Below are 22278 nucleotides of genomic sequence, written 5' to 3'. Positions count from 1 at the left end.
CGGGACCGCTGTATCGTCGTCCCGGACTTGATCCGGGACCGCTGGCCTACAGGTCGAACCAGGCGGCCAGCGGTCCCGGCGTTCGCCGGGACGACGCAGGGTCCAACCAAGCGGCCAGCGGTCCCGGCGTTCGCCGGGACGACGCGGGCGTCAGGACTCGGCGATGAAGGTCATTGTCAGGGTGTCGGAGTAGCGGCCGGCCGGCAGTGGGCCGGCCGTGGAAGGGACGGAGATCTCGACCACGGCGGCCCGGCTGCCGTCCGACGCCGCCATGTCGAGCCGTTCCCGCGCCGGGCCGCCGAGCGGTACCGCCGCACCGTTCAGCCGCAATCGGTAGGGAACGCCCGGCCCGCCGAACTGGTGCGCCAGCACGCCGCCGGCCGCCGACGTCAGGTCCACCGCCACGGCGGTGTTGCTGAGGATGTCGAAGCTGATCGCGCGCACGGCCGGATCGTTGAGATTGCCGAGATCGATGCTGATCTCGCGAGAGCCGCCGGTGAAGTCGTCCGACCTGACCTGCAGGATCGAAGGCACGGCGGCAATGGCCGCGACCGGCAGTTCCGACAGCAGTTCGGGCGCGCCGCCGTCCCGGCGGAACAGCCGCAGCACGAACTCACCTTGGTAGTGTCCTCCGCGCACGAACTGGCCGGGCGGGATGGTGAAGAACAGCGATAGCGGCTGGGTGCCGGCTCCGGCCTTGAACCGTCCCGCCAGCTGGCCCGCGAGCGGACCGAGGAAATCGGGGCTGACGAGCGACGGCCCGGTTGGCGTGCTGCGCAAGTCCCACGATAGCCGGTCGCCCGCGCCGACCAGGACGGCCTCGCCGCCGGACGACAACGGCGTCGCGGCGATGAAGTATTCGCAGGCCGCGCCTTCGTGCCGCACCGCCACGGGCAGCGTCTCGAACTCCTGTTCCTGGCTGGTCACGTCGTAGCCCCGCCCATGCAGCCCGCGCCACTCCACCGTCGTGGCGCCGGTGAGTTCGAGGCGGCATGGCTCGGTGAGTTCAGATTGCGCCAGCGCGGCTTCCGCGCCGAGGACTAGGAGGGCGCGACCGGCGGCGGCGACTGTCCGTCTCATGATCCATTTTCCTTGCTGGCGGCGGGGGGCTCCACGTCCATGTCGAGCACCACGGGTGCGGGAAGCGCATGGATCCCGGCGATATCTGCCGGCACTTCGAGGACGACGCGTGCCGCTGAGCCCTTCAGGTCCAGGCTGATCGCGTAGCTCTTACCGGCCTCGACCCCTTCGATGAAGAAGCGCCCCGCTGCATTGGTGATCACCGGGATCGGCTCTCGGCCCGCGTTGCCGCCCACTTCTTCGGCGAAGCCGCTGGCATAAGCGACCGGGTCGCCGTCGCGGTCCACCATGTTGCCGGCGACCGATACGTTTCGCTCGTCGCCGACCAGCAGGAAATAGCCTGCACGGTGCCCCGGCCGGACCGAGAAGACCCGGTCGCCCGTCGAAGTGCCGGCTGGCGCATCGGGCGCGTGGACCTGGAGCGTGCGGTCGAAATAGGCCGCCAGGTCGGGGATCACCGCCGGCCCCAGGGCGCCGCTGTAGGCGGAATAGCGCGTGTCGGTGGAGGCGAAGCCGGATCGCGGCTCCACCGCGATTCCGTACTCGCGCGCCGCGCGGTGCGGGGCGATGATGGCGAAGCTGTTCCTGATCGGCCGGCCGACGCCGAGATGCCCGTCGGCCATGACCAGCGCGGCCCCGAACGTGATCTCGGTTCGCAGATCCCGCCGGGTGCCGCTGCTGAAGAAGCTTTCGGCACGCTGGGCGATGGCGGCCTCGAAGCGGTTGCCGATGTAGTCCGCGCGCAGGCTCTGCCGGTCGCCTCCGTCGCGCCGCTCCAGGCTGGCGCTGTAGCCGAAGCCGCCGACGCCGGGCAGCGTGGGAACGCGGTAGTCCAGCCGCACGCTGTGGTCCGACGTCTCCGCGCTGCCGCCGAGCCTCGCCCTGCCGAGCGGGACCGAGAAGGCCGTACGCGCGGCGAGCTCGCGGCGGTCCCCGTCCCGGTGTTCCAGGCCGAAAGTCAGCGCGCCGAAGGCGAACTGGTGCGTGTAGCTGCCGCCGCCGTACCGGCGATTGCCGCTGCCGTCCCGCCCGCGGTCGTAGCCGCCGTAAAGCTGCAGGCGCCCGTCGTGGCCGATGGTCTGCCCGGCGCGGACGCGGGCTTGCAGGGCTATCGGGCTCTGGCCGAAGAACCGGTCGAGCGTGCGGTATCGCGCGCCGGTCATGGTGACCAGGCCGTCGATGGTGCGGTCTAGGCTGCGATCGCTGTCCCGCCAGCGGTACTGCACTGTGATCTGGCTGCTGCCGATCGCCGGATCGCGGACATTTGTGGAGGCGTTGACCCCGATGGTCCCGACCGGGGAAGCCCAGACCACGTCCGTGCCGACGGTGTCGAACGTGCGGTCACCCTGCCAGTGCAGGCCGGCGGTCAGCGTGGGGGAAAGGCCGTAACGGGCGTAGGCCACGGCGTTGTAGTTGCCCGCGTCGTAGGACCGCAGCCCCTCTTCGTCGTCGTAGGGCAGGCCGACATTGGCGGCGAAGTCCAGCAGCCCGGACTCCAGCAGGTCCAGGTCGTAGAACGCCGGGTACAGCAGGACGACCGTCTCGCCGCTGCGATAAGTGATGCGCAGTTCGATGTCGTTCGCGGCGGAGGGGACGAGCGCGAAGTTGCGCAGATTGTAGTTGCCGGAGGGCAGGTCGAGCGTGCGCAGCGGCGCGCCGTTCAACAGCACCTCGACCCGCGCAGCCTGCTCCAGAACGAAATCGCGCGAGGGGATCGGGCGGATGTTGCGGTACGGGTCGATCCCGAAGTTCCGGAACACGGCCACGCCGCCGATCCTGTTCGAGGATCGGAACGGGCCCCTGCCCAGGGACAGATCGCCCGCTTCGTAGCGGATCAGGTGCTCCCGGTCGTCGTGGACCAGGCGCACGTCACCCCGGCTCCACTCGCGCGCCCTTTCGCTGTCGTAGCCGAACTCCGCCTCCAGCACGACACGGCCGACGTTGAGCGCAAGATCGAATTCTGCGGCGAGGTCCTCGAACCCTTCGGCCGCGGTGCGCGAGCTTTCCACCAGCGCCGCACCCGCGCGGGCCGAAAGGTAGCCGGAAACCCGGGCCTGCCGCGCATGCTCGACGTTCGCCTGCTCCCGCAGCCGGCGGATGTCGATGTGCCGCGTGCCCCGCGCGCCCAGCGGGATGCCGATATGCAGGGTCAGCGCCGCCGGATCGAACCGGGCCGAAACGCCCGCCTGCACCAGTTGCGCAAAGCCGACCGTCTCCTGTTCGCCCAGCCGGAGCAGCTTGGCCCGCAGCTCGCCGATCGTGAGATCGGCCAATATGCTGCCGACGAAGCGCCCTTCGACCGAGCCCTGGCCGGCGGTGTCGTCCGGCCGGATCCTGAACAGGCCGGCGTTCACCCCGTCGACGATGACCGGGTAGGTGTCCTCCAGCACCGGCGGCCGCTCGCGGCCGAAGACCTCCCGGAAGATCTCGTCCACGCCTCGCCCGCCGCCCGGCGGGGCAGGGGCAGGCGCCTGCTGCGCGGCCGCGGCCTGCGCGGGCACGGCCAGCAGGCACAGCAGGCAGCGGGCGGTTCGCTGGATCGGGCCGGATCGCATGACCCGCCGCCGAACTCACTGGAAGACCATGTAGCCGGTATGCAGCTCCGCCTCGACCGGGCCGAACGCCACGCCCTCGGGCCAGGGCAGGCGCACCGTTCGATAGGCGCCGGACAGGATATTGAGCGCCGCCAGCGGCGCCACCGCCGCCCCTTCGAGAACCGCCGGCTGCCCGGACTGCGGCGTGACCGCGACGGAAGGCTGGTCGAGAATGGCGCGCCGCGTTCCCTCGCTGGCGATGTCCAGTTCCAGCCAGCGCTTGCCGTCCGCCTCCACCGGCGCGGCGCGGCTGATGCGGGCGGCCGGCTTGGATGCGGGCGGCACGACATAGAGTGCAGCCTCGTAGCGGTAGGCCAGCGACAGGTTCGCCACTGCTTCGCCGGCGCGCTTCGGGCCCAGGGCGATGGGCAGCTGTTCGGTGACGATGCGGAAGGCGAGCTCGCGTTCGGGATTGCTCTCGCCGATCCAGCGAAGGCGGATCGACTGGCTGGCGCCGGGCGCGATCACCATCTGCGGCGGGGTGATGATGATGTCATTGTCCTCCGGAATGCGCCGGTCGGTCCCGTCCGGGTTCTGCGAGCGCTGGTAGGCGCGCACCTCGATCGCGATCGGCACGGCATGGCTGTTGGTGATGACCACCGTGTCGCTTGCACCGGCCCCGCTCGGGGCCAGCTGGATCACGATCGGGCGGAGATCGTATCCCGGCGCGGCCGTGGGCGTGGCCGCCAGCAACGCCGCCGGGACCGACGGGAACAACAGCTTCGCTCTGCGCATAAGGTACCCCGATCGAAGGATGACCGGGGGCCGCCGGCCCCCGGTCGCCTTTCCGTCCAATGTCTTCAGAGCTGCGCTTCGAGAACGAACGTCAGTTCGTCGGAGTATTCGCCTGCGACTGCATATTCGTCGAGCAGTCCGGCGAAGTTGAGATCCAGGTTGCCTGCCGCGAGCCCGCCGTTGGCCGCGATGTTGACCCAGTCGGTGTCCTCCACCACGACCACGGGGGAGGTGATGTCGCCCGAATTGAAGCTTTCGGGGCCGTCATGGGTGGAGATCACCTCGAGAGCGTAGGGGATGTTCACGGCCCCGCCGCTGGTGGTGTTCAGCATCCCGCCGTTCAGCGACTGGATCGAGACCGTGTAGGGGGAGTTGCAAGAATAACCGAGGACGAGCAGGCCCTGGTTGCCGACGTCGAGCATGTCCACGTCGAAGTTGACGGGGCCATCGGGCAGAAGCACGCACTCGCTGTCGACCGAGCCGGCGAGGTTGACGACGAAGGAGTCGGTGTCCTGGGCCGACGCCGGGGCGGCGAACGCCAGAGCGGGAACGGCGGCGGCGATGATAAGCTTGGCAAGACGTTTCATGATCGTTCTCCTGGTTGACGGGTAGTCGTCGAGAGAAACCGCATGCTCGGTTCGATGATCGAAGATCGGTTCAGGCTTGGTAGCGAAAAACCCCCGAGAGCTTCCCCAATCCGGCATCGGCCCTGCTGCATCTCTCGCCGCAATTCTATGCGGCGGCAGGGGCCGGCTCCACGTGGTAAAGGTGTCGTTAGCCATGACCGTTGCGGCGCTGGAAGCGATAACGGGCGTCCGGCTGGCCCGTCCGGCGGCGACGGATGGCCGAGATCGGCGCGGCCCCGGCAGAAGTGCGGCGGGACGCCCGGAGGGGCTCGCGCGGACACTTCGGGTTGCCGGCGCGCTCGAAAGGGTTTCGGCGAGATCGGCTGCTTGATTCGGTCGCCGGGCCGCGTCCGGCTTCCGCGATCCGTGCTGGTACCTAGTTGGATTCGCTTCCGCCTGCAGTACCCTAGGGCCGGAGGGGATCCCCGAACCGACCGTCGGCAGATTGGCCCGGCACCTACCCGGCCAAGCGCGAGCGCCCCGGGAATACGGCTCGTCCGATCCCGCCAACAGCTTGCGAGGCGCCATCGCTATGCACGAGCTTCACTCCGATCCCTCGCCCCACCCCGGACAGAAGATCGTCGACTTTCCCGCAGCGCGAAAGAAGATCCTGGTCGTCTGCCGTGAAAGCTTCCTGCGCGAAGCGATCGAGGCGGCGCTCGACCGCTCCGGCCTGGTCTCTGCTTACGGGGCCTCGTCGCTGGCCGCCGTGGACGGGGACTTCGGCGCGATCCTCTACGTGGAGTCCGGGCAGGACGATCCGGTCTTGGGCGAAGGGTGCGCGATGCTCGATGACGCCGGCGACCAGAACTGGGTGGTGATGAGCCGCAACGGCGAAGGCCCGTTCCTCGCTGCCCTGATCGCCCGCGGCGCCAGCGTCTCGATCGTCCCGTTCGACGTGGCGACCGAGGACATCGCCCATTTCGCCCTGCTCGCCGCAAACAGGCGGCGGGTCCTGGTCGACGGCTTCTGCCAGGTGGACGGCACGGCGGAGCGCGCCGCGATCCGCTCCGCCGGGCTGACGGACGACCAGCTCCGCCTGATGCGGTTCCTATCCGAAGGCTACTCCAACAAGGAGATCGCCCTGCTGGAACACACCGCCGAGAACACGATCAAAATGCGGGTTCGCGCCCTGCTGGTGAAGCTGGCCGTGACGAACCGCACCCAGGCAGCCGTCAAAGCCGCGCGCGCAGGAATGCGCCTCGATCCGCCGAACGATCATGCGCGCGCCGAACGATTGCCGGCGACGCCGCGCGGAACAGCCGCCGCGGTCTGACGTTGACCCGCGCGCAGCCCTCCGGTTGCGGCCGGGGAGTGACGATGCGCGTTGATCAGCAGGGCTTGGGAGAGGGGCAGGGCGCCTCTCGGCCGGAGCTTTCGAGAGCTCCCATCGGTCTTATGGCGGTCACCCTCGCCGAGGCGCTCGGAACCGAGGACGTCATGTTCGTCGCGTCCGACGAGCAGCGGGCGGAAGCCGTGGCCGCGGCGCTGCGATCGGCGGCGCCGGAAGACGTGGTGATTCATTGCCCTTCGAGCGATGCGCTGCCCGGGGATTCCGCTCCCGCTTCGCCCGCCAACATCGGCCGGCGCGTCGCGGCCTTGCGGCAGCTGCGCCAGGCGCAGGCGACGGGCGGCCGCGGCCGGATCGCGCTTGTCACCACGGCCGAAGCGGCAGCCTGCGCCTACCCGCCGCCATCGGGGTTCGACGCTGCGCCCCCCGCGCTGAAAGTGGGTGACGAGCTTGACCTCGAAACTTTCGCCACGACTCTCGAGGAGATCGGCTATTTCGCGGACGACCGGGTCGATGAACCCGGCGAGATGGCCGTGCGCGGACAGGTGGTGGACTTGTTCCCGGCCGATGCTTCCTACCCCTCCCGCGTCGAGGTCGAAAACGGCCGGATCGTCTCCATCCGCATCTACGATCCCTCGACGCAGATGGGCAATGACCCGCTCGAGAAGATCGAGATCGGCAGGGCTTCCGAACCGGTCGTGGGCCAGGACTGGGTCACCCTGTTCGAGCATCTGCCCCAAGCGGCGATCGCGATCGATCCCGATGCACCGCGGCGCCGGGACCGGTTCGTCGCCCTGGCGCGCGACGCTGCGGCAGGCGGCGGTTCGGTACCGGTCGTGGATCGTGAGCGATGGGACGAAGTCCTGGCGACGCGGCGCTCCATCGAACCGCCCGCAGCACAGGCGGTGCCGCGTTTCGTGGAGAGCAAAGCGCCGCACCGCGCTTTCGCCCGCGCCGCGAAGGACGTGCTCGGCAGCGGGGGCAGGGTCATGGTCCTCGGCGCCGCACGCGACTTGCGCTTCCTCGGCGGGCGCATGGCCAAAGTCCTTGGATCCGATCCTGTTGCGGTCCCGAGCTGGAGGGCGTTCGCGGCAGCGCCGGCGGGCACAGCGGCCATCATGGAAATGCCGGTCGATCAGGGGTGGTCGCTCCCGGACCTGCTCGTCGTCGCCGCCGGCGACCTGCTCGGGAGCCGTGCTTCCACGGGCGAGACGGCGCACAGCGGTCTCGATGTTCTGCACGGCGAGGCCGGCGAGATCCGGCTCGGGGACGTCGTCGTCCATGAGGATTTCGGCATCGGGCGCGTGGTCGGCCTCGAGGCGATCGACAGCACCAGCGACGATGCGGAGGATGCCATCGTCCTCGAATACGCCGGTGAAACCAGGCGCCTCGTCCCGGTCAGCGATGCCGACAGGCTGTGGCGCTACGGTGCCGATGCCGATGCGGTCACGCTCGACCGGCTGGACGGCTCGGGCTGGGAGAAGCGGCGCTCGGCGATCAATGCGGCGATCGCGGAGAGCGCCCGTGGCCTCACGGCCCTTGCTGCCGAACGGGACGGCCGTTCCGCCGCCGTCATCGAGCCCGACCCGGCCGCTTACGAGCGCTTCGCAGCCGGCTTCCCGTTCACCGAGACGCCGGACCAGGCGAGGGCCATCGGCCTAGTGCGGACCGAACTCGCGTCCGGCAAGCCGATGGACCGGCTGGTCGTCGGCGACGTCGGCTACGGCAAGACCGAAGTGGCCATCCGTGCCGCGGCCCTGACCGCGCTCGCCGGGAAGCAGGCGGTGATCGCAGCGCCGACGACCGTGCTCGTCCGCCAGCATCTCGAAAGCTTCCGCCGCAGGTTCGAAGGCACCGGCATAGTCGTGGCCGGCCTGTCCCGCCTCTCCACCGCGGCCGAGAAGAAGGCGGTCAACGCAGGCCTGGCAGACGGATCGATTCATGTGGCGATCGGCACGGGAGCCCTGGCGAGCGCGCAGTATCACGACCTCGCGCTCGTGGTGATCGACGAGGAGCAGCGCTTCGGGGCGGCAGACAAGGCCAAGCTGCGCGGGCTTTCCGCCGACTGCCATATGTTGACCCTGACCGCGACACCCATCCCGCGCACATTGCAGACGGCACTCGTGGGACTGCAGCAGGTCTCCGTTATCGCCACGCCGCCCGCACGCCGGCAGCCGATCCGCACGAGCGTCGGGACCTTCGAGCCCGCCAGGGTCCGCGCGGCCCTGATGCGCGAGAAAGGCCGGGGTGGCCAAAGCTTCGTGGTCGTCCCGCGGATCGAAGACATGGCGGCGATGGCCGAGCGCTTGTCGGCTTTGGTGCCCAACCTCACCGTGCGGGAAGCCCACGGCAAGATGGCTGCCGCAGACATCGACGAAGCCATGGTCCGCTTCGCGGGCGGCGACGGCGATGTCCTGCTTGCGACCAACATCATCGAGGCCGGACTGGACGTGCCGCGCGCCAACACCATGATCGTCTGGCGCGCCGATCGCTTCGGCCTGTCCCAGCTGCACCAGCTGCGCGGGCGTGTCGGCCGGGGCAGCCGGCGGGGCCAGATCCTGCTGCTGACCGATCCGGATGCGACGATCGCGGAACGGACGCTCAAGCGGCTGCGCACGCTGCAGGCGTTCGACCGGCTCGGCGCCGGCTTCGCCATCAGCGCCCGCGACCTGGACATGCGCGGCGCCGGCGACTTGCTGGGAGACGCACAGGCCGGGCACATGAAGCTGATCGGCGTCGACCTCTACCAGCATCTGCTGGGCAGCGCGCTGCGCACGGCTCGCGGCGAGGTTGTGGAGCATTGGGCGCCGGAGCTGCACCTGGGAGTCTCCGGCAACTTGCCAGAGGCCTGGATCCCGGAGCTGGACGTGCGGGTCACCCTCTACAGCAGGCTTGCCCGCATCACCGACATGGCCGGCATTGAAGCCTTCGAGGCGGAGATGCAGGACCGCTTCGGGGCGCTCCCCGTGGAAGCGCAGCGCCTGATCGAGGTGTCGCGCGTGCGAATGCTGGCGCGATCGGCGGAAATCGCGCGGATTGACGCAGGCCCTGCAGCCATCGCGCTGACGCCGCGGGAGGCTTCGTTCCGATCCGATGTCGCGGGCCTGGAGCCGAGCAACGGCCGGCTTTTGCTGAAGGAGCCGATCGAAGATCCGGACCAGCGGCTCGAACGGATCCGCGCGCTGCTGGAGGATCTCCTGACCGCCGACTGATGCGGCCCGGTTGCACGATGCCCGCACGGACCCGCGCGCTGTCGGTCCAGCAAGGAACCCGCCTTCCCACGGGCGGTTGGTCGGTCAGCCAAGGAGAAATACCATGCAGCGGGATGAGCAAGGCGGCGATCGGCAGAAGGATCCGCAGAAGGAGCAGCCTTCGAGCGGGAAGCAAGAGCACGACAGCATGATCGAGGCGCAGAAGAAGGCTGCGGAAGAGCGCGAGCGGGAAGGCGGATACCAGTGACCTGCGGCTCCGTGCGGTATAGCCGCCGCCGGTGAGGCACCTCAGCGACCGGCCCGTGCCGTGATCCGCGTCGCCCTGCGCTGGCTGCTCGCCCTGTCATACGCGATCGCCGGCGCCTTGCACCTGGTCGCCCCGGAGCCGTTCGTGCGGATCGTCGAGGGGTTCGTGCCGTTCGCCGAGCAAGTGGTGAAGCTTACCGGCATCGCCGAACTGCTCGGTGCCGTGGCTCTGGCCCAGCCGTGGGAGCCGCGCTTGCGCCGCGCAGGCGCGATCGGCCTTGCCCTTTATGCGCTCTGCGTCTGGCCGGCCAACGTGAACCACATGCTGATCGATCTCGACCGCGCGGACGGCGGGCTGGGCCTGGCGTACCACGTTCCCCGCCTGCTGATGCAGCCCGTTCTCATATGGCTGGCGCTATGGACCGGCGGTGTGCTGCCTTGGAAGAACGTTAGCGCGACGCGAGCGCGGTGAGCACGGTCCGGTAGTAAGTCACACCCGGCCCGAGATTGCGCAGCGGGATGCGCTCGTTCAGGCCATCGCGAACGACGCCAGTGGGCTCAGCCTCGTGCCGATGCTGGCTGGTTTGCCGCTGTGCACAGGCGGGCTGTCAAGGCCGCCACCGACCGCTATGGTGCAGGCAGGGGAGGAGCACTCGATGGCAACGCAGCTCGATCCGATACAGGACTTCGACCTGCAGGACGGCTGGCGCCTGCCTGCATGGACGGACTGCGGTGCCGAGTTTTTCGAGCTCGAGAAGAAGCGCGTGTTCGCGCGGGCCTGGCAGGTGGGGGTGTGCCACGAAAGCACCCTGTGTCCGCGCGATGTCAACTGGAAGAATACCGCCGGGTGGAGCCGGCGATGACCAGGGCTTACGACGCCCTGATCATCGGCGGCGGGCATAACGGACTGGTCTGCGCGTTCTATCTCGCCCGCGCGGGACAGAAGGTGCGCATCCTGGAGCGGCGGGATCTCGTTGGCGGCGCGGCGGTGACCGAGGAGTTCCACCCCGGCTTCCGCAACTCGGTGGCCAGCTACACGGTCAGCCTGCTGCAGCCCAAGGTCATCCGCGACATGCGGCTGGTGGAGCACGGCTACAGGGTGATCGAGCGGCCGATCTCCAACTTCCTTCCGCAGGAGGACGGCCGCTATCTCAAGCTCGGCGGCGGACTGGAGCGGACCCAGGCCGAGTTCCGCGAGTTCTCGGAGCGCGATGCAGAAGCGCTGCCCGGCTACTACGAGGCGCTCGAAACGGTTGCCGAGGTGCTGCGCGGCCTTGCGCTGAAGGCGCCGCCGAACATCGGAGAGGGCCTGCGCACGCTGATCGACGGGGTGACGCAAGGCCGCGCGCTCGCCGGCCTCTCGCTGGCGGAGAAGCGCGATGTCCTGGACCTGTTCACCAAGTCGGCGCGTGCCTTTCTCGACTCGTGGTTCGAAAGCGATGCCGTGAAGGCCGCTTTCGGCTTCGACGCGGTGGTCGGCAACTACGCTTCGCCCGACACACCGGGTTCGGCTTACGTGCTGCTCCACCACGTGTTCGGAGAGGTCAACGGCAAGAAGGGCGCCTGGGGTCACTCGGTCGGCGGAATGGGCGCGATCACCCAGATCATGGCCAAGGTGTGCCGCGATCATGGCGTCGAGATCAGCCTCGAAAGCCCGGTCGCGCAAGTGCTGGTGGATGGCGGCAAAGTCGCCGGCGTGCGGCTGGAAAGCGGCGAGGAGATTGCCGCGCCCCGGGTGATCGCCAACGTCGGGCCCAAGCTCCTCTACGAGCGGATGTTCGCCCCCGGCGATCTCGAGCCCGAGTTCCGCCGCCGCATCAAGGGCTTCCAGGCCGGCTCCGGCACTTTCCGCATGAACGTCGCGCTGGCCGAACTGCCGCGGTTCACCTGCCTGCCGGAGCCGGGCGAGCACCACCGGTCCGGCATCATCCTGGCCCCGACGCTGGACTACATGGACCGCGCGTTCCTGGATGCGAAACGCGATGGCTGGTCGCAGCGGCCGATCGTCGAGATGCTGATACCGTCGACGGTGGACGACTCCCTCGCGCCGCCCGGCCGCCACGTGGCCAGCCTGTTCTGCCAGCAGTTCGCCCCCGTGCTGCCCGACGGCCGCGACTGGGACGAGGAGCAGGACAAGGCCGCCGACACGATCGTCGACACCGTCGAAGCCCACGCCCCGGGTTTCCGTGCGTCGATCCTGGGCCGGCAGATCCTCAGCCCAAAGGGTCTCGAACGGAAGTTCGGCCTCGTCGGCGGCGACATCATGCACGGCAACATGTCGCTCGATCAACTCTGGTCGGCGCGCCCCGTGCTCGGCCACGGCAGCTACCGCGGACCGCTGGGCGGGCTGTACATGTGCGGCGCGGGCACCCACCCCGGCGGCGGCGTCACCGGCGCACCGGGGCACAACTGCGCCCATGAGGTCCTGCGCGACCTCCCCCTGACCTCCCGCCTCCGCCGCCGGCGCGCTCCGAATGCGGACACCGACCCTGGCGGTGCGGTACCAAGCCTCTGAGTGAACTGATGGCCGGCATGCGAGGGCAATGCATGCCGTGGCGGAGACGGAGGGATTCGAACCCTCGATACAGGATTTACCCGTATGCCGGTTTAGCAAACCGGTGGTTTCAGCCACTCACCCACGTCTCCGGCTTCGCGGCGGCGAAGCGGGGCCTATAGCGGGGGGTATCGGCGGCGACAAGTGGGGCTGGCGCCGGATTTGCGCGGACTCGATTCACCGCAAATCGGATTCGCCTCGCCGCCCATTCATTGCTGCTTCAGCGCCAAAGGACTCTTCTCGCGGGGGACAGCTCCGCTTGGACGGACGGGAAAACATGATGATGATCGAACTTGCCGCAACCTGCCGCCGCCGGCTCATCGGCGTCGCGCTCATTTTCGCCGCCGCGGCCGGCACCACGCCTCTCGCTGCGCAATCCATTCAGACGATCGACCCGGACCAGGGCATGGCGATCGACGGGGATCTCGCACAGCCGCAGCCGCAGGCCCAGCCTCAGCCCGCCCCCTCGACCGCCTGGCAGGACCCGGCGCCCGCGAACCCGCCCGCACCGGCTTATGCCGAGCCGGTCGTCACCAGTTCCGCTCCCTCGGTCGCGGCGACGCAGGCTTCGGAGCAGCCGGGCGTCGCGGCGGCGCAAGGCGATACTTACAAGCAGGACGACCTGATCGGCGCGGCCGAAGGCCTGTTCGGCAAAGGCGCGGAAGGCCTCGCGCGGATGATCGAGGACCTGCTGAGCAAGCAGGGCGAGCCCAACGGCTACATCGTCGGCCGCGAGGCGGGCGGCGCAATCGCGCTCGGCGTGCGCTACGGTTCGGGCACGCTCTACCACAAAGTCGAAGGGCAGAAGCCGGTCTACTGGACGGGTCCGTCGATCGGCTTCGATCTCGGCGCCAATGCGGCCAACACGTTCGTCCTGGTCTACAACCTCTACGATACCGAGGAGCTCTACGAGCGCTATCCGGCCGGCAGCGGCGACGCCTATGTCGTTGGCGGGATGACCGCGAGCTACATGCGCAAGGGCGATGTCGTGCTGATCCCGATCCGCGTCGGCGCCGGCCTGCGGCTCGGCATCAATGCCGGCTACATGAAGTTTTCGAAGGAGCAGCGCTGGCTGCCTTTCTGAAGCGACAGCAAATCTTCCGGCCGAATCGCTCGATTGGCTCTTGATAGGCGGCGGCGTGCTCGGCAAAGCCGCCGCCATGCTGGACAGACTCGAACAACAGCCCGCCGACGCGCTGCTCGCGCTCATCAAGCTCCACGACGCGGACCCGCGCGCCGACAAGATCGACCTCGGCGTCGGCGTCTATCGCACCGGGGACGGCGCAACGCCGGTCTTCGAGGCGATCAAGGCGGCTGAGCGTAAGCTCGTCGCCGAGCAGGACACCAAGGCCTACCTCGGCCCGGAAGGCGACATGGGCTTCGTCCATTCCCTGATGCCCTATGTCTTCGGCAGCAATCCCACGCGCGGCGGCCGGATCGACGGGATGCAGACCCCCGGCGGCACCGGCGCCGTGCGCCTGGCCCTGGCGCTGGCGAAGAAGGCCGGCGTCACGCGGGTGCTGATGGGCACGCCGAGCTGGCCGAACCACGCCCAGATCGTCAAGGATCTCGGGCTCGAGCTGGCCGGGTTCAACCACGCGGCCGAGGACGGGACTCCGGACTTCGCGGCGCTCAAGGCAGCGCTTGCCGGTGCGGGCGAGGGCGATGCCGTGATGCTCCACGGCGCCTGCCACAATCCCACCGGGATCGACTACACTCCCGATCAGTGGGACGAAATCGTCGCCATTCTCGCCGACAGTCCCGTCCTGCCGATCGTCGATCTCGCCTACCAGGGTCTCGGCTACGGCATGGACGAGGACGCTTACGGCGTACGCAAGCTGGTCGATGCCGTGCCCGAGGCGATGATCGCCCAGAGCTGCGACAAGAACTTCGGCCTCTACCGCGACCGCGTCGGCGCGCTTTACGTGCTGGGGAAGGATGCAGGCGACATCGAGCGGATCCTGTCGAACGGCCACGCGCTGGCCCGCGCGGCCTGGTCCATGCCGCCGGATCACGGCGCCGCTGCAGTGCGGCTGGTGCTGCGCGACGCGGACCTGACCGCGCGGTGGCTGGCGGAGCTCGAGCAGATGCGCACGCGCATTCGCCAGGTGCGCGAAGCGCTGGCCGGCGCAGGGCAGCTCGGCAGCGTCGACCTGGCGCCGCTCGCCCGTCAGAGCGGCATGTTCGCCATGCTGCCGCTGTCCAAGGAGCAAATCGAGGCGCTGCGGGCCGACTACGGCATATACATGGCCGGATCGGGGCGCATCAACATCGCCGGGCTGACCACCGACAACATCCCCAAGTTCACCGCGGCGATCGCGGCGGTGGCCGGCTGAGCCGATGGACAGGCAGCCGGTCCTCGAAGGGGAGCGGCTGCTGCTGAGGCCGGTCCGGCCCGATGATTGGGAGGCGCTTTTCGCAGTCGCTTCCGATCCCGAGCTGTGGGCGCTGCACCCGGCGCACGACCGCTGGCAGGAGCCGGTGTTCCGCGCGTTCTTCGAGGATGCCCTGGCGAAAGGCGGCGCCCTGGCGATCGTCGACAAAGGCAGCGGTACGGTGATCGGTTCCTCGCGCTTCCAGGAATACGATCCCGCGAACGGCGCGAGTGTCGAGATCGGCTGGTCGTTCCTCGCCCGCGCGTTCTGGGGGCGCGGCTACAACGCGGAATTCAAGCGGCTGATGCTCGAGCACGCGTTCGAGAACGTGGCGCGGGTGATCTTCCGCGTCGGCGCGGACAACGTGATTTCGCGCAAGGCCATGGCCAACATCGGCGGCAAGCTGACCGGCGAGACGTTCGTGACCGACCGGGCAGGGCGGCCGGTCCTGCACGTGATCTACGCCATCTCGCGCGAGGATTTCGCCGGCGGTCCGCTCGCCGCCAGGTGACGCTCCGCACCGGTGGAGAGGCCGCTGAATCGTAGTTAACCCGTTTGCCTTGGCGGCCCGATCCCCGTTATGCCTTGGCCCGCTGAGGGGGCTGAAAGCGCATGGACATCCAGGATTTTCGGCGATCGTTCCAGAGTGACGCGGGCAATCGCGCGATCCGCGGTGCCGACGATTGCCAGATGGCAACCGCCGCCGAGATGATGTTCTTCAGCGGCGCCCCGCTCGCGCATGTCGTGGCCTACCGCGAGCACTTGCGCCTCGATGGGATAGCCCGCCGCAACCAGCAGTTCTCGGCCCGCCTGAGAAGGTCGCGATCGACCTCCCACGTGCCGATCATGGCAGGACGTATGGCGGCCGTTTAGGCGCACGTTCCGGTTGCCAAATCCTCCCCCTCTGGGGGAGGTGGCAGCGCGAAGCGCTGACGGAGGGGGCCAGGCCCGGCTCTAGCGTTCCTCCAGGCGGCGCCCCCTCCACCACCCGCTGCGCGGGCGGTTCCCCTCCCCAAAGGGGGAGGATCTGTGTGCTCTAGAACTACGGCGCGGCGCTCCGCCCCGCCGCCTGCTCGTATTCTGCGATGACGCGGACGAGCGCGTGCATCAGCGCGCGGCGTACCGGCTGCGGCTGGCTGGCACGGCCCATCAGCACCGCCACGGCGTAAGTCCGGCCGGATGGCGCGGTGAGGATGCCTACGTCGTTGTATCCGGCCTGCATGCCTTCGTATTCCTGCCCGGTGCCTGTCTTGTGGCCGATCGTCCAGCCCGGCGGCAGGCCGCCCTTGAGCCGCTGCGCGCCGCTGCGGGTCTGCTCCAAGATGCCGAGGAGCTGCGCGGTCGAGGCGGGGGAGAGAAGCTGCCCCTTCTGCAGCCGGGCCAGCGCGTCGACCATCCCGATCGGCGTCGCGCCGTCGACCGGGTCGGCGATATAGGCCTCGAACGCCGCGCGGCGGACGGCGGGGGGAACCTGGTCCCGCGCGTCGTAGAACTTGCGCTCCAGCGAATACTCCGGGCGCCATTCCAGGCCCGCGATCTCGCTCTGCATGATCCGCTCGCCGGGCCCGAAGCGGACGCCGGCGATTCCCAGCTCCGCCAGGACGGTCCTGACGGCGTTAGGGCCACCCACGCGCCGCAGCAGGTAATCGTTCGCGGTGTTGTCGCTGCGGGTGATCGCCTTGACCAGCAGGTCCTCGAGCGTGGTGGTGTAGCCTTGCGGCCGCAGCGCCAGCGCGCGCAGCGGCTGGTGGAACAGCGTCAGGTCCTCCCGCGTCAGGGTGACTTCCTGCTTCAGGTCCAGCTTGCCGCGATCGACCAGCGTCATCGCCGCGATGGCGACCCAGAGCTTGCTGACGCTCTGCTGCGGGAAGCGGTCGTTGCCTTCGTAGTGCGCGGTCCAGCCGCTTGCGACGTCGCGCACAGCCAGGCCGATCTCGCCGTCGAAGCTCTTGCCGAGCGCGCGGATCTCCTCATGCAGCGCCTTCTCAGCCGGGGTGCGAGGCTCGCGGGCGCTGGCTTTGGCCCGCTCGCGGCCTTCCTCCAGGGCTGCGCGGACCTCCGGGTCCTTCCTTTCGGGCGCCGGCTCGGAGCACGCGCCGAGCAGGGCCAGTGGCAGGACGATCGCCAGCAGCCGCGCAGCGAGTGATCGAGGCCGGGCGGACGCGGGGCGCCGCCCTTCGGTGGTGTGCATTGGAGCCGGTTCGCTGCTTCAGCCCAGGGGGCGAGTTTCTACGTCTGGGTGGAAGGTCGGCGTCATCCGCGCAGGCTTTCCAGCCGCTTGAGATAACGCGCGACGGTATCGATCTCCAGGTTGACCTGATCCCCTTCGGCCAGGGCGCCGAGCGTCGTCACTTCGGCGGTGTGCGGGATCAGGTTGACCCCGAAGCGCACCGCTCCGCCGGGCAGGTCCTCGACTTCGTTCACCGTCAGCGAGACGCCGTCGACCGCGATCGATCCCTTGGAGGCGATGAACGGCGCCAGGTCCTGCGGCGCTTCGATCGCCAGGCGGATCGAGTGATCCTCCTGCGCCCTGCGGACGATCGTGCCGACGGCGTCGACATGGCCGGAGACGATGTGGCCGCCAAGCTCGTCGCCGACTTTCAGCGAAGGCTCCAGATTGATCGCCGCGCCTTCGGCCCAGGTATCCCGGGCAGTGCGCGAGAGCGTTTCGCCCGAAATGTCCACCGCGAACCAGGCGTCGCCCGCCTGGCCGCCGCGCTCGACGACAGTCAGGCACACGCCCGAACAGGCGATCGAGGCGCCGATGGCGATCTTCTCCGGATCGAACGGGCACGCGATCCGCAGGCGCAAGTCGCCGTGCTCCTCGCGCTGTTCGATTGTGCCGATGGCGGTGACGATGCCGGTGAACAAATCAGGCCTCCCTTGCGGCGCGCTGATAGACTTCGAGCGTGTCGCTGCCAAGCTGGCGGCGATCGGCAAGGCGCCAGCGGCCATGCGCGCTGCCAAGGTCGGTCAGGCCGAGGTCGCCGACTGCCCGCCGGCCCGCTCCGATCAGGATCGGTGCGCGGTACAGCAGCAGGCGGTCGACGAGGTCGGCGGCGAGGAACGATGCGGCAGCCCGGCCGCCGCCTTCGACCAGCAGGTACTGCACGCCCGACAGCTCGCGGATCGACTCGGGCGAGGGAAGGGAAGTCCAGCCCTGCGGCGCGGCGCCGGACGTGAGCACGAGCCGCTGCGGGCTGCGCTCCTCCAGGCCGGGCAGCCGCACGTCCAGCCTGGGCGCGTCGGCATCCAGGGTCCCGCCGCCGACCAGGATCGCGTCGGACCTGGCCCGTTCCCTATGGCCGTGGGCGCGAGCTTGGGGGCCGGTGATCCAGCGGCTCTCGCCGGAGGCAAGCGCGATGCCGCCGTCGAGCGACATCGCCAGCTTGAGCGTCACGAAAGGCCGGCCGGCGCCGCGCTGCATCAGATATCCGGCCAGGCTGGCGCGGCTGGCCGGATCCTCGCGCAAGAAGACCTCCGCGCCGGCGGCCTGCAGGGCTGCGATGCCGCCGCCGGAGGTGCGCGGATCGGGATCGCCGCTCCCGATGACCACACGCGCCAGTCCGGCCCTGCCGACGAGGTCCGCGCAAGCCGGGCCGCGTTCGCTGCGGTGGGCGCAGGGTTCGAGCGTCACGTAGAGGGTGGCGCCGCGTGCGGCATCGCCGGCCTGCTCCAGGGCCACGGCCTCGGCGTGGGGCCGTCCGCCGGCCTGGGTCCAGCCGCGACCGACGACGACTCCGTCCTTCACGATGACCGCGCCGACCGCGGGGTTCGGCCGGCTCAGCGGGCGCGCGCGTTCGGCCAGGCAGGCGGCGGCTGCGAGCCAGCGCGCATCGGCGTCACTCACCTCGGGCTGGTTCCCTCGGCGGCGTGTCCTGCGCCTGGGCCGCGGCCCGCTCGGCTATCTCCTGCCGGGCGATCTCGCGCTCCATCTCCTCGACATCGAGGCCGGTGGCGCGGCCGAGCTCGCGATAGAGCTTCTTGCGCAGTTCGGCGCGGCGTTCGTAGATCGCCTCGAGCTCGTCCTGCCGCCTCTGGTTCTCGATGTTGGAGGCGATGATCTCCGCGTCCGTGCGGTCGGCGGGCCAGCTGTTGATGTAGGTCACCTGCGGCGTCGCCGGCTCGACCCGCTGGTTTTCCGGGATCAGCATCATCATCAGCGCGAACGTCATCGCCACAGCCAGGCCGAGCGCACGCCAGCGATAGGGCTGCGGCCGGCGCCATTCGTTGACGAAATCCTCGACCCCGCGGCGGGGGTTTATGTGGCGCCAGAAGCTCATGGCGGCCAAGATAGGCCTCGCTCCCGCCCCGCGCCACCCCTGCGCCCAGGACGCGCGGCATTAATCCGGCAGAGTCCGGGAGGCGCCCAGCGGCGGTCCGTCAGCCGAACGTGGCGTAGAGCGAGCGGCCCTCCGCCCGCAGCCAGCGGTCCGCCGCCTTCACGTCGCCTTCGAACAGGGCGGCGAGCAGGGCATGGAAAGCCGGGGAATGGTCGAAGTGCGTCAGGTGCGCGACTTCGTGGGCGACCACGGATCGGCGGACGAAATCGGGCGCCTGGATCAGCCGCCAGTTGATGCGGATGGCCTTGCGGTCCGAACAGCTGCCCCAGCGCCGCTGGGCGCGCGACAGGCGCAGCGGCGGCGCTTCGTGCCCGGCGCGCGCGCAGTAGAACGCCAGGTCCTCCTGCAGCAGGCGCTGGGCCTCGGATTCCAGCCAGCGCTGGAGCCGCGCGGCCAGGTTCGCAGGCGGGCCGCCGATCCGCAGGCGACCGTCGGCCGCCACGGCCTTGCGCGGGTAGGCTTCGTCCCAGTCGATCGCCAGTTCGGTCCCGCGATAGCGCAAGGTCCCGCCTGGCTGAGGGGCCTGCTGCTGGGGCACGGCCGCAAGCTGTCGCTCCAGCCATTCGATGCGCGCGCGGGCAAAGACCAGCGCATCTTCCGTGCGGCCCCAGGCAGGCAGGGTGATGCGCACTTCGCTGCCGTCGGGCGCCAGGCGCATGACCAGACGGCGGGCGCGGGAGAGGCGGCGGATCGCCAGCGGCACTTCGCGCTCCCCGATCCGGATCGCCGGATCCTCGGTGGAGCGGCGCAGCCAGTCGATCACCGATCCTGCCCCTCGATGTCGCCCCAGTCGACGATGTGATGCTCGATCGGGCCGGCGTCTTCCTCGCTCACCACCTTGCCTGCGATGGAGGCGCCGGCGCGGACCATCGCCTCGCGGCTGCCGGTGAGCAGGTGGTGCCAGCCCGGCAGCGGCCGGCCTTCGGCGCGGCGGCGATAGGCGCAGGTTTCGGGCAGCCACGGGACAGTCTCGACCAGCTTCAGGGTCAGCCGCAGGCAATCGGGCACGAACGCCTTCCGGTGGCGATAGTCGCAGCACTGCGCGGTCTCGGTATCGAGCAGCTTGCAGGCGACGTTGGTGTCGATGATCTCCCCCGTCTCCTCATCCTCCAGCTTGTGCAGGCAGCAGCGGCCGCAGCCGTCGCACAGGGCTTCCCACTCGGCGCGGGAAAGCTCTGCCAACGGGAGTTCCCAGAAGCGGTCTCTCAGCTCACCCATTTTTCCAGATCCGCAGCGACCGCCGCCGGGCCTTCATCGACCCGCAGCAGGGCGATCGGCTCGCCCTTGGGGCCCATCAGGTAAGTCGCGCGGCTGTGGTCCATCAGGTAGCCGCCGCCTTCGCTCGTCTCGCCCTTGGCGTAATAGGCGGCGAACGCTTTAACCGCCTTGTCGATCTGTTCCGGCGTGCCGGTGAGGCCGATCAGGTCGTCCGAAAACGCGCTGGTGAACTCGCCGACGACTTCAGGGGTATCGCGCGCCGGATCGATCGTGACGAAGATCGGCTGCACTTTCGCCGCCAGCTCCGGATTGTCCTGCTTGAAGCTGCTGTACCCCTGCATCATCCGCTGGACGTCCAGCGGGCAGACATCGGGGCAGTAGGCATAGCCGAAGTACATGATCCGGTACTTGCCGTCGAAGTCGCTCCAGCGGACGGTCTTGCCGCTGCTGTCGACCAGTTCGAACGGGCCGCCGATCGCTGCGCCGGCCAGCGGCGGCTCGGCCGGGGGCGCGTCCTGCGCGCTGCAGGCGGCCAGGAGTACGGGAAGGATCAGGGAGACAAGGTTTCGCGACATGACAAGCGGGTTCATGCTCTGCTAACTCCGCAACAGCAAGTGGCGAGTCCGTCTTGAGCGGGCTGTCCGCAGATTCGGCCGCGAGATTTCGGCCGCAAAATTACGGGAGGCAACGATAGTGGCGATGGTTCATCGCGTGAAACTGGCGATCGCGGCGATTGCAGGGGCGGCCCTGCTCGCGGGAGCGCCGGCCGCGGCTCAGCTCTATTCCGACGGCTACAAGTTCCTCAAGGCAGTCGAGGAGAAGAAGGATGCCGAGGTCAACGAGCTGCTGCAGAAGAACGCCACGCTGATCGATGCGCGCGACGTGACGTCGGGCCGCACCGCGCTGCACATCGCGGCCGAGAACCGCGAGTACACCTGGCTCAGCTATCTGCTCGGCAAAGGGGCCAATCCGAACATCGCCGACAAGCGCGGCGTGACCCCGCTGATGCTCGCCAGCCAGATCGGCTTCGTCGAAGCCGTCAATGCCCTGGCGCAGTCGGGCGCGAAGGTGGATACGCCCAACAACACCGGCGAAACGCCGCTGATCTCCGCGGTTCATCGGCGGGACGTGGCCATGCTGCGGGTGCTGCTGCTTGCGGGCGCGGACCCGGACCGGGCGGACAATTCGGGCCGTTCAGCGCGCGACTACGCCGCGCTGATGGGGCCGGGCAGCCAGCTTCTGGCGGAGATCGAGCGCCTGGCGAACTCCTCGTCCGGCGCGAAGAGCCAGCAGACTTACGGACCGAAGTTCTGACCATGGCCAGCGCTGCCGATCTTACTCTCGACGAACTGCGGCTCCACCTGGCGCCGGAGATCGCCATGTCGGCGATCTTCGACGGCTGGAGCGATGCGGCGGTGGTGAGCGCGAGCGAGGTGGCCGGAGTCGATCCGGCGGTCGCCCGGCTGGCGTTTCCCGGCGGTGCGATGGACATGATCGCGGCCTGGATCGCCTCGGTCGACGCCCAGATGCAGGCGGCGTTCGATCGCGAGGTGCTGGCGCTGATGCCGATCCGCGAGCGTATCCGCGCGCTCGTCTGGTTCCGGATCGAGGCGGTGGCCGGGCTGGAGGAAGCGCTTCGCCGCGCCCTCGCGATCCAGGCCATGCCGCAGAACCTGGCACGGACGGCGAAGATCTGCTGGGCAAGTGCCGATTCGATGTGGCGCCTCGCCGGAGACACGGCGACCGATTACAACCACTATACCAAGCGCGCTATCCTCGCGAGCATCTACGCCGCCACCCTGACCGTGTTCGTAGAGGACGAGAGCGAGGGCAAGGCGGAGACCCGCGCGTTCCTCGACCGACGGATCGAAGGCGTAATGAAGTTCGAGAAGACCAAGGCGCAACTCCTGCGCCCGCGCGACCGCTTCGACGTGATGCGGTTCCTGGGCCGGCTGCGCTATCCGGCGCGCTAACCTCAATTCCTATTGAGAATTGATTGCAATT

23 protein-coding genes and 1 tRNA gene are annotated in these 22278 nt (G+C 69.2%); 12 read left to right on the top strand and 12 right to left on the bottom strand.

The window, feature by feature from the left end; genetic code table 11:
• Window positions 1–150: 150 nt before the first annotated feature.
• The 4 genes from GRI75_RS10775 to GRI75_RS10760 all read right to left on the bottom strand — a co-directional run bounded on the left by GRI75_RS10775 (window position 151) and on the right by GRI75_RS10760 (window position 4996).
• Window positions 151–1080: a hypothetical protein gene (locus GRI75_RS10775; RefSeq protein ID WP_160746993.1), complete on the bottom strand. Its 930-nt coding sequence runs from the start codon at window positions 1078–1080 to the stop codon at window positions 151–153.
• Complete coding sequence (locus GRI75_RS10770) at window positions 1077–3635, bottom strand: fimbrial biogenesis outer membrane usher protein (protein ID WP_160746992.1); 2559 nt, start codon at window positions 3633–3635, stop codon at window positions 1077–1079. Before GRI75_RS10770 ends, GRI75_RS10775 begins: the two co-directional genes overlap by 4 nt.
• Window positions 3636–3650: 15 nt before the next feature.
• On the bottom strand, window positions 3651–4409 hold the full coding sequence (locus tag GRI75_RS10765) for a fimbria/pilus periplasmic chaperone (protein WP_160746991.1): 759 nt from the start codon (window positions 4407–4409) through the stop codon (window positions 3651–3653).
• A 65-nt stretch (window positions 4410–4474) separates the two neighbouring features.
• On the bottom strand, window positions 4475–4996 hold the full coding sequence (locus GRI75_RS10760) for a hypothetical protein (protein WP_160746990.1): 522 nt from the start codon (window positions 4994–4996) through the stop codon (window positions 4475–4477).
• Window positions 4997–5567: 571 nt separating this feature from the next.
• Here GRI75_RS10760 and GRI75_RS10755 point away from each other — a divergent pair.
• The 6 genes from GRI75_RS10755 to GRI75_RS10730 all read left to right on the top strand — a co-directional run bounded on the left by GRI75_RS10755 (window position 5568) and on the right by GRI75_RS10730 (window position 12299).
• Window positions 5568–6311, top strand: a complete 744-nt coding sequence (locus GRI75_RS10755; protein WP_160746989.1) for a helix-turn-helix transcriptional regulator — start codon at window positions 5568–5570, stop codon at window positions 6309–6311.
• 44 nt (window positions 6312–6355) lie between these two features.
• A complete protein-coding gene (locus GRI75_RS10750) occupies window positions 6356–9538 on the top strand; it encodes a DEAD/DEAH box helicase (protein ID WP_202389714.1) in 3183 nt (1060 codons plus the stop codon).
• Window positions 9539–9641: 103 nt separating this feature from the next.
• Window positions 9642–9785 (top strand): hypothetical protein, encoded by a 144-nt coding sequence (locus tag GRI75_RS10745; RefSeq protein WP_160746988.1) that lies wholly within the window; start codon window positions 9642–9644, stop codon window positions 9783–9785.
• 60 nt (window positions 9786–9845) lie between these two features.
• A complete protein-coding gene (locus tag GRI75_RS10740; protein ID WP_160746987.1) occupies window positions 9846–10256 on the top strand; it encodes a DoxX family protein in 411 nt (136 codons plus the stop codon).
• 184 nt (window positions 10257–10440) lie between these two features.
• Window positions 10441–10647 carry a hypothetical protein gene (locus tag GRI75_RS10735; RefSeq protein ID WP_160746986.1) on the top strand — a complete coding sequence of 69 codons (207 nt, stop codon included), beginning with the start codon at window positions 10441–10443 and terminating at the stop codon, window positions 10645–10647.
• Window positions 10644–12299, top strand: a complete 1656-nt coding sequence (locus tag GRI75_RS10730) for a phytoene desaturase family protein (protein ID WP_160746985.1) — start codon at window positions 10644–10646, stop codon at window positions 12297–12299. The genes GRI75_RS10735 and GRI75_RS10730 overlap by 4 nt, the downstream gene beginning before the upstream one ends.
• A 38-nt stretch (window positions 12300–12337) precedes the next feature.
• Here GRI75_RS10730 and GRI75_RS10725 read toward each other — a convergent pair.
• Window positions 12338–12430 (bottom strand) — tRNA-Ser (locus GRI75_RS10725).
• 191 nt (window positions 12431–12621) lie between these two features.
• On the opposite strand from GRI75_RS10725, the gene GRI75_RS10720 reads away from it, so the two are divergent.
• The 4 genes from GRI75_RS10720 to GRI75_RS10705 all read left to right on the top strand — a co-directional run bounded on the left by GRI75_RS10720 (window position 12622) and on the right by GRI75_RS10705 (window position 15586).
• Entirely contained in the window at window positions 12622–13422 is an 801-nt protein-coding gene (locus GRI75_RS10720) for a DUF1134 domain-containing protein (protein ID WP_202389724.1), read from the top strand.
• 76 nt (window positions 13423–13498) lie between these two features.
• Window positions 13499–14674 (top strand): amino acid aminotransferase, encoded by a 1176-nt coding sequence (locus GRI75_RS10715; protein ID WP_160746983.1) that lies wholly within the window; start codon window positions 13499–13501, stop codon window positions 14672–14674.
• Between the two features lie 4 nt (window positions 14675–14678).
• Window positions 14679–15224 (top strand): GNAT family N-acetyltransferase, encoded by a 546-nt coding sequence (locus GRI75_RS10710; protein ID WP_160746982.1) that lies wholly within the window; start codon window positions 14679–14681, stop codon window positions 15222–15224.
• Window positions 15225–15325: 101 nt separating this feature from the next.
• Window positions 15326–15586, top strand: coding sequence for a hypothetical protein (locus GRI75_RS10705; RefSeq protein ID WP_160746981.1), 261 nt, complete (start codon window positions 15326–15328; stop codon window positions 15584–15586).
• A 169-nt stretch (window positions 15587–15755) separates the two neighbouring features.
• Here GRI75_RS10705 and bla read toward each other — a convergent pair whose 3' ends face one another.
• The 7 genes from bla to GRI75_RS10670 form a co-directional block, all read right to left on the bottom strand.
• Window positions 15756–16904, bottom strand: coding sequence for a class A beta-lactamase (bla, locus tag GRI75_RS10700; protein WP_160746980.1), 1149 nt, complete (start codon window positions 16902–16904; stop codon window positions 15756–15758).
• A gap of 62 nt (window positions 16905–16966) precedes the next feature.
• Complete coding sequence (locus GRI75_RS10695; RefSeq protein WP_160746979.1) at window positions 16967–17584, bottom strand: riboflavin synthase; 618 nt, start codon at window positions 17582–17584, stop codon at window positions 16967–16969.
• Between the two features lies 1 nt (window position 17585).
• Entirely contained in the window at window positions 17586–18563 is a 978-nt protein-coding gene (ribD, locus tag GRI75_RS10690) for a bifunctional diaminohydroxyphosphoribosylaminopyrimidine deaminase/5-amino-6-(5-phosphoribosylamino)uracil reductase RibD (protein ID WP_160746978.1), read from the bottom strand.
• Complete coding sequence (locus GRI75_RS10685; RefSeq protein WP_160746977.1) at window positions 18556–18996, bottom strand: hypothetical protein; 441 nt, start codon at window positions 18994–18996, stop codon at window positions 18556–18558. Before GRI75_RS10685 ends, ribD begins: the two co-directional genes overlap by 8 nt.
• A gap of 100 nt (window positions 18997–19096) precedes the next feature.
• Window positions 19097–19819 (bottom strand): M48 family metallopeptidase, encoded by a 723-nt coding sequence (locus GRI75_RS10680; protein ID WP_160746976.1) that lies wholly within the window; start codon window positions 19817–19819, stop codon window positions 19097–19099.
• Window positions 19816–20274, bottom strand: a complete 459-nt coding sequence (locus tag GRI75_RS10675; RefSeq protein WP_160746975.1) for a YcgN family cysteine cluster protein — start codon at window positions 20272–20274, stop codon at window positions 19816–19818. The genes GRI75_RS10680 and GRI75_RS10675 overlap by 4 nt, the downstream gene beginning before the upstream one ends.
• Entirely contained in the window at window positions 20262–20849 is a 588-nt protein-coding gene (locus GRI75_RS10670; protein ID WP_235911470.1) for an SCO family protein, read from the bottom strand. Before GRI75_RS10670 ends, GRI75_RS10675 begins: the two co-directional genes overlap by 13 nt.
• A 124-nt stretch (window positions 20850–20973) precedes the next feature.
• Between GRI75_RS10670 and GRI75_RS10665 the strand changes: the two genes are divergently transcribed.
• Both GRI75_RS10665 and GRI75_RS10660 read left to right on the top strand, forming a co-directional pair.
• Window positions 20974–21588, top strand: coding sequence for an ankyrin repeat domain-containing protein (locus tag GRI75_RS10665; protein ID WP_160746973.1), 615 nt, complete (start codon window positions 20974–20976; stop codon window positions 21586–21588).
• 2 nt (window positions 21589–21590) lie between these two features.
• Window positions 21591–22247 carry a COQ9 family protein gene (locus GRI75_RS10660; RefSeq protein ID WP_160746972.1) on the top strand — a complete coding sequence of 219 codons (657 nt, stop codon included), beginning with the start codon at window positions 21591–21593 and terminating at the stop codon, window positions 22245–22247.
• Window positions 22248–22278: the final 31 nt, after the last annotated feature.

The organism is Croceibacterium soli, from assembly GCF_009828065.1.
Lineage (GTDB): Bacteria > Pseudomonadota > Alphaproteobacteria > Sphingomonadales > Sphingomonadaceae > Croceibacterium_B > Croceibacterium_B soli.
Note: the sequence above shows the minus strand (reverse complement) of the source record. Positions and strands in the feature narration are given on the sequence as shown.

What these genes read in the sequence shown, in the direction of transcription:
- GRI75_RS10770 (WP_160746992.1), bottom strand. Translation starts at nt 3,635, where the DNA reads ATGCGATCCGGCCCGATCCAGCGAACCGCCCGCTGCCTGCTGTGCCTG.
- GRI75_RS10765 (WP_160746991.1), bottom strand. Translation starts at nt 4,409, where the DNA reads ATGCGCAGAGCGAAGCTGTTGTTCCCGTCGGTCCCGGCGGCGTTGCTG.
- bla (WP_160746980.1), bottom strand. Translation starts at nt 16,904, where the DNA reads ATGCACACCACCGAAGGGCGGCGCCCCGCGTCCGCCCGGCCTCGATCA.
- GRI75_RS10710 (WP_160746982.1), top strand. Translation starts at nt 14,679, where the DNA reads ATGGACAGGCAGCCGGTCCTCGAAGGGGAGCGGCTGCTGCTGAGGCCG.
- GRI75_RS10755 (WP_160746989.1), top strand. Translation starts at nt 5,568, where the DNA reads ATGCACGAGCTTCACTCCGATCCCTCGCCCCACCCCGGACAGAAGATC.
- GRI75_RS10760 (WP_160746990.1), bottom strand. Translation starts at nt 4,996, where the DNA reads ATGAAACGTCTTGCCAAGCTTATCATCGCCGCCGCCGTTCCCGCTCTG.
- GRI75_RS10665 (WP_160746973.1), top strand. Translation starts at nt 20,974, where the DNA reads ATGGTTCATCGCGTGAAACTGGCGATCGCGGCGATTGCAGGGGCGGCC.
- GRI75_RS10730 (WP_160746985.1), top strand. Translation starts at nt 10,644, where the DNA reads ATGACCAGGGCTTACGACGCCCTGATCATCGGCGGCGGGCATAACGGA.
- GRI75_RS10715 (WP_160746983.1), top strand. Translation starts at nt 13,499, where the DNA reads ATGCTGGACAGACTCGAACAACAGCCCGCCGACGCGCTGCTCGCGCTC.
- GRI75_RS10735 (WP_160746986.1), top strand. Translation starts at nt 10,441, where the DNA reads ATGGCAACGCAGCTCGATCCGATACAGGACTTCGACCTGCAGGACGGC.
- GRI75_RS10675 (WP_160746975.1), bottom strand. Translation starts at nt 20,274, where the DNA reads ATGGGTGAGCTGAGAGACCGCTTCTGGGAACTCCCGTTGGCAGAGCTT.
- GRI75_RS10705 (WP_160746981.1), top strand. Translation starts at nt 15,326, where the DNA reads ATGGACATCCAGGATTTTCGGCGATCGTTCCAGAGTGACGCGGGCAAT.
- GRI75_RS10745 (WP_160746988.1), top strand. Translation starts at nt 9,642, where the DNA reads ATGCAGCGGGATGAGCAAGGCGGCGATCGGCAGAAGGATCCGCAGAAG.
- GRI75_RS10660 (WP_160746972.1), top strand. Translation starts at nt 21,591, where the DNA reads ATGGCCAGCGCTGCCGATCTTACTCTCGACGAACTGCGGCTCCACCTG.
- GRI75_RS10685 (WP_160746977.1), bottom strand. Translation starts at nt 18,996, where the DNA reads ATGAGCTTCTGGCGCCACATAAACCCCCGCCGCGGGGTCGAGGATTTC.
- GRI75_RS10720 (WP_202389724.1), top strand. Translation starts at nt 12,622, where the DNA reads ATGATCGAACTTGCCGCAACCTGCCGCCGCCGGCTCATCGGCGTCGCG.
- GRI75_RS10775 (WP_160746993.1), bottom strand. Translation starts at nt 1,080, where the DNA reads ATGAGACGGACAGTCGCCGCCGCCGGTCGCGCCCTCCTAGTCCTCGGC.
- GRI75_RS10750 (WP_202389714.1), top strand. Translation starts at nt 6,356, where the DNA reads ATGCGCGTTGATCAGCAGGGCTTGGGAGAGGGGCAGGGCGCCTCTCGG.
- GRI75_RS10670 (WP_235911470.1), bottom strand. Translation starts at nt 20,849, where the DNA reads ATGTCGCGAAACCTTGTCTCCCTGATCCTTCCCGTACTCCTGGCCGCC.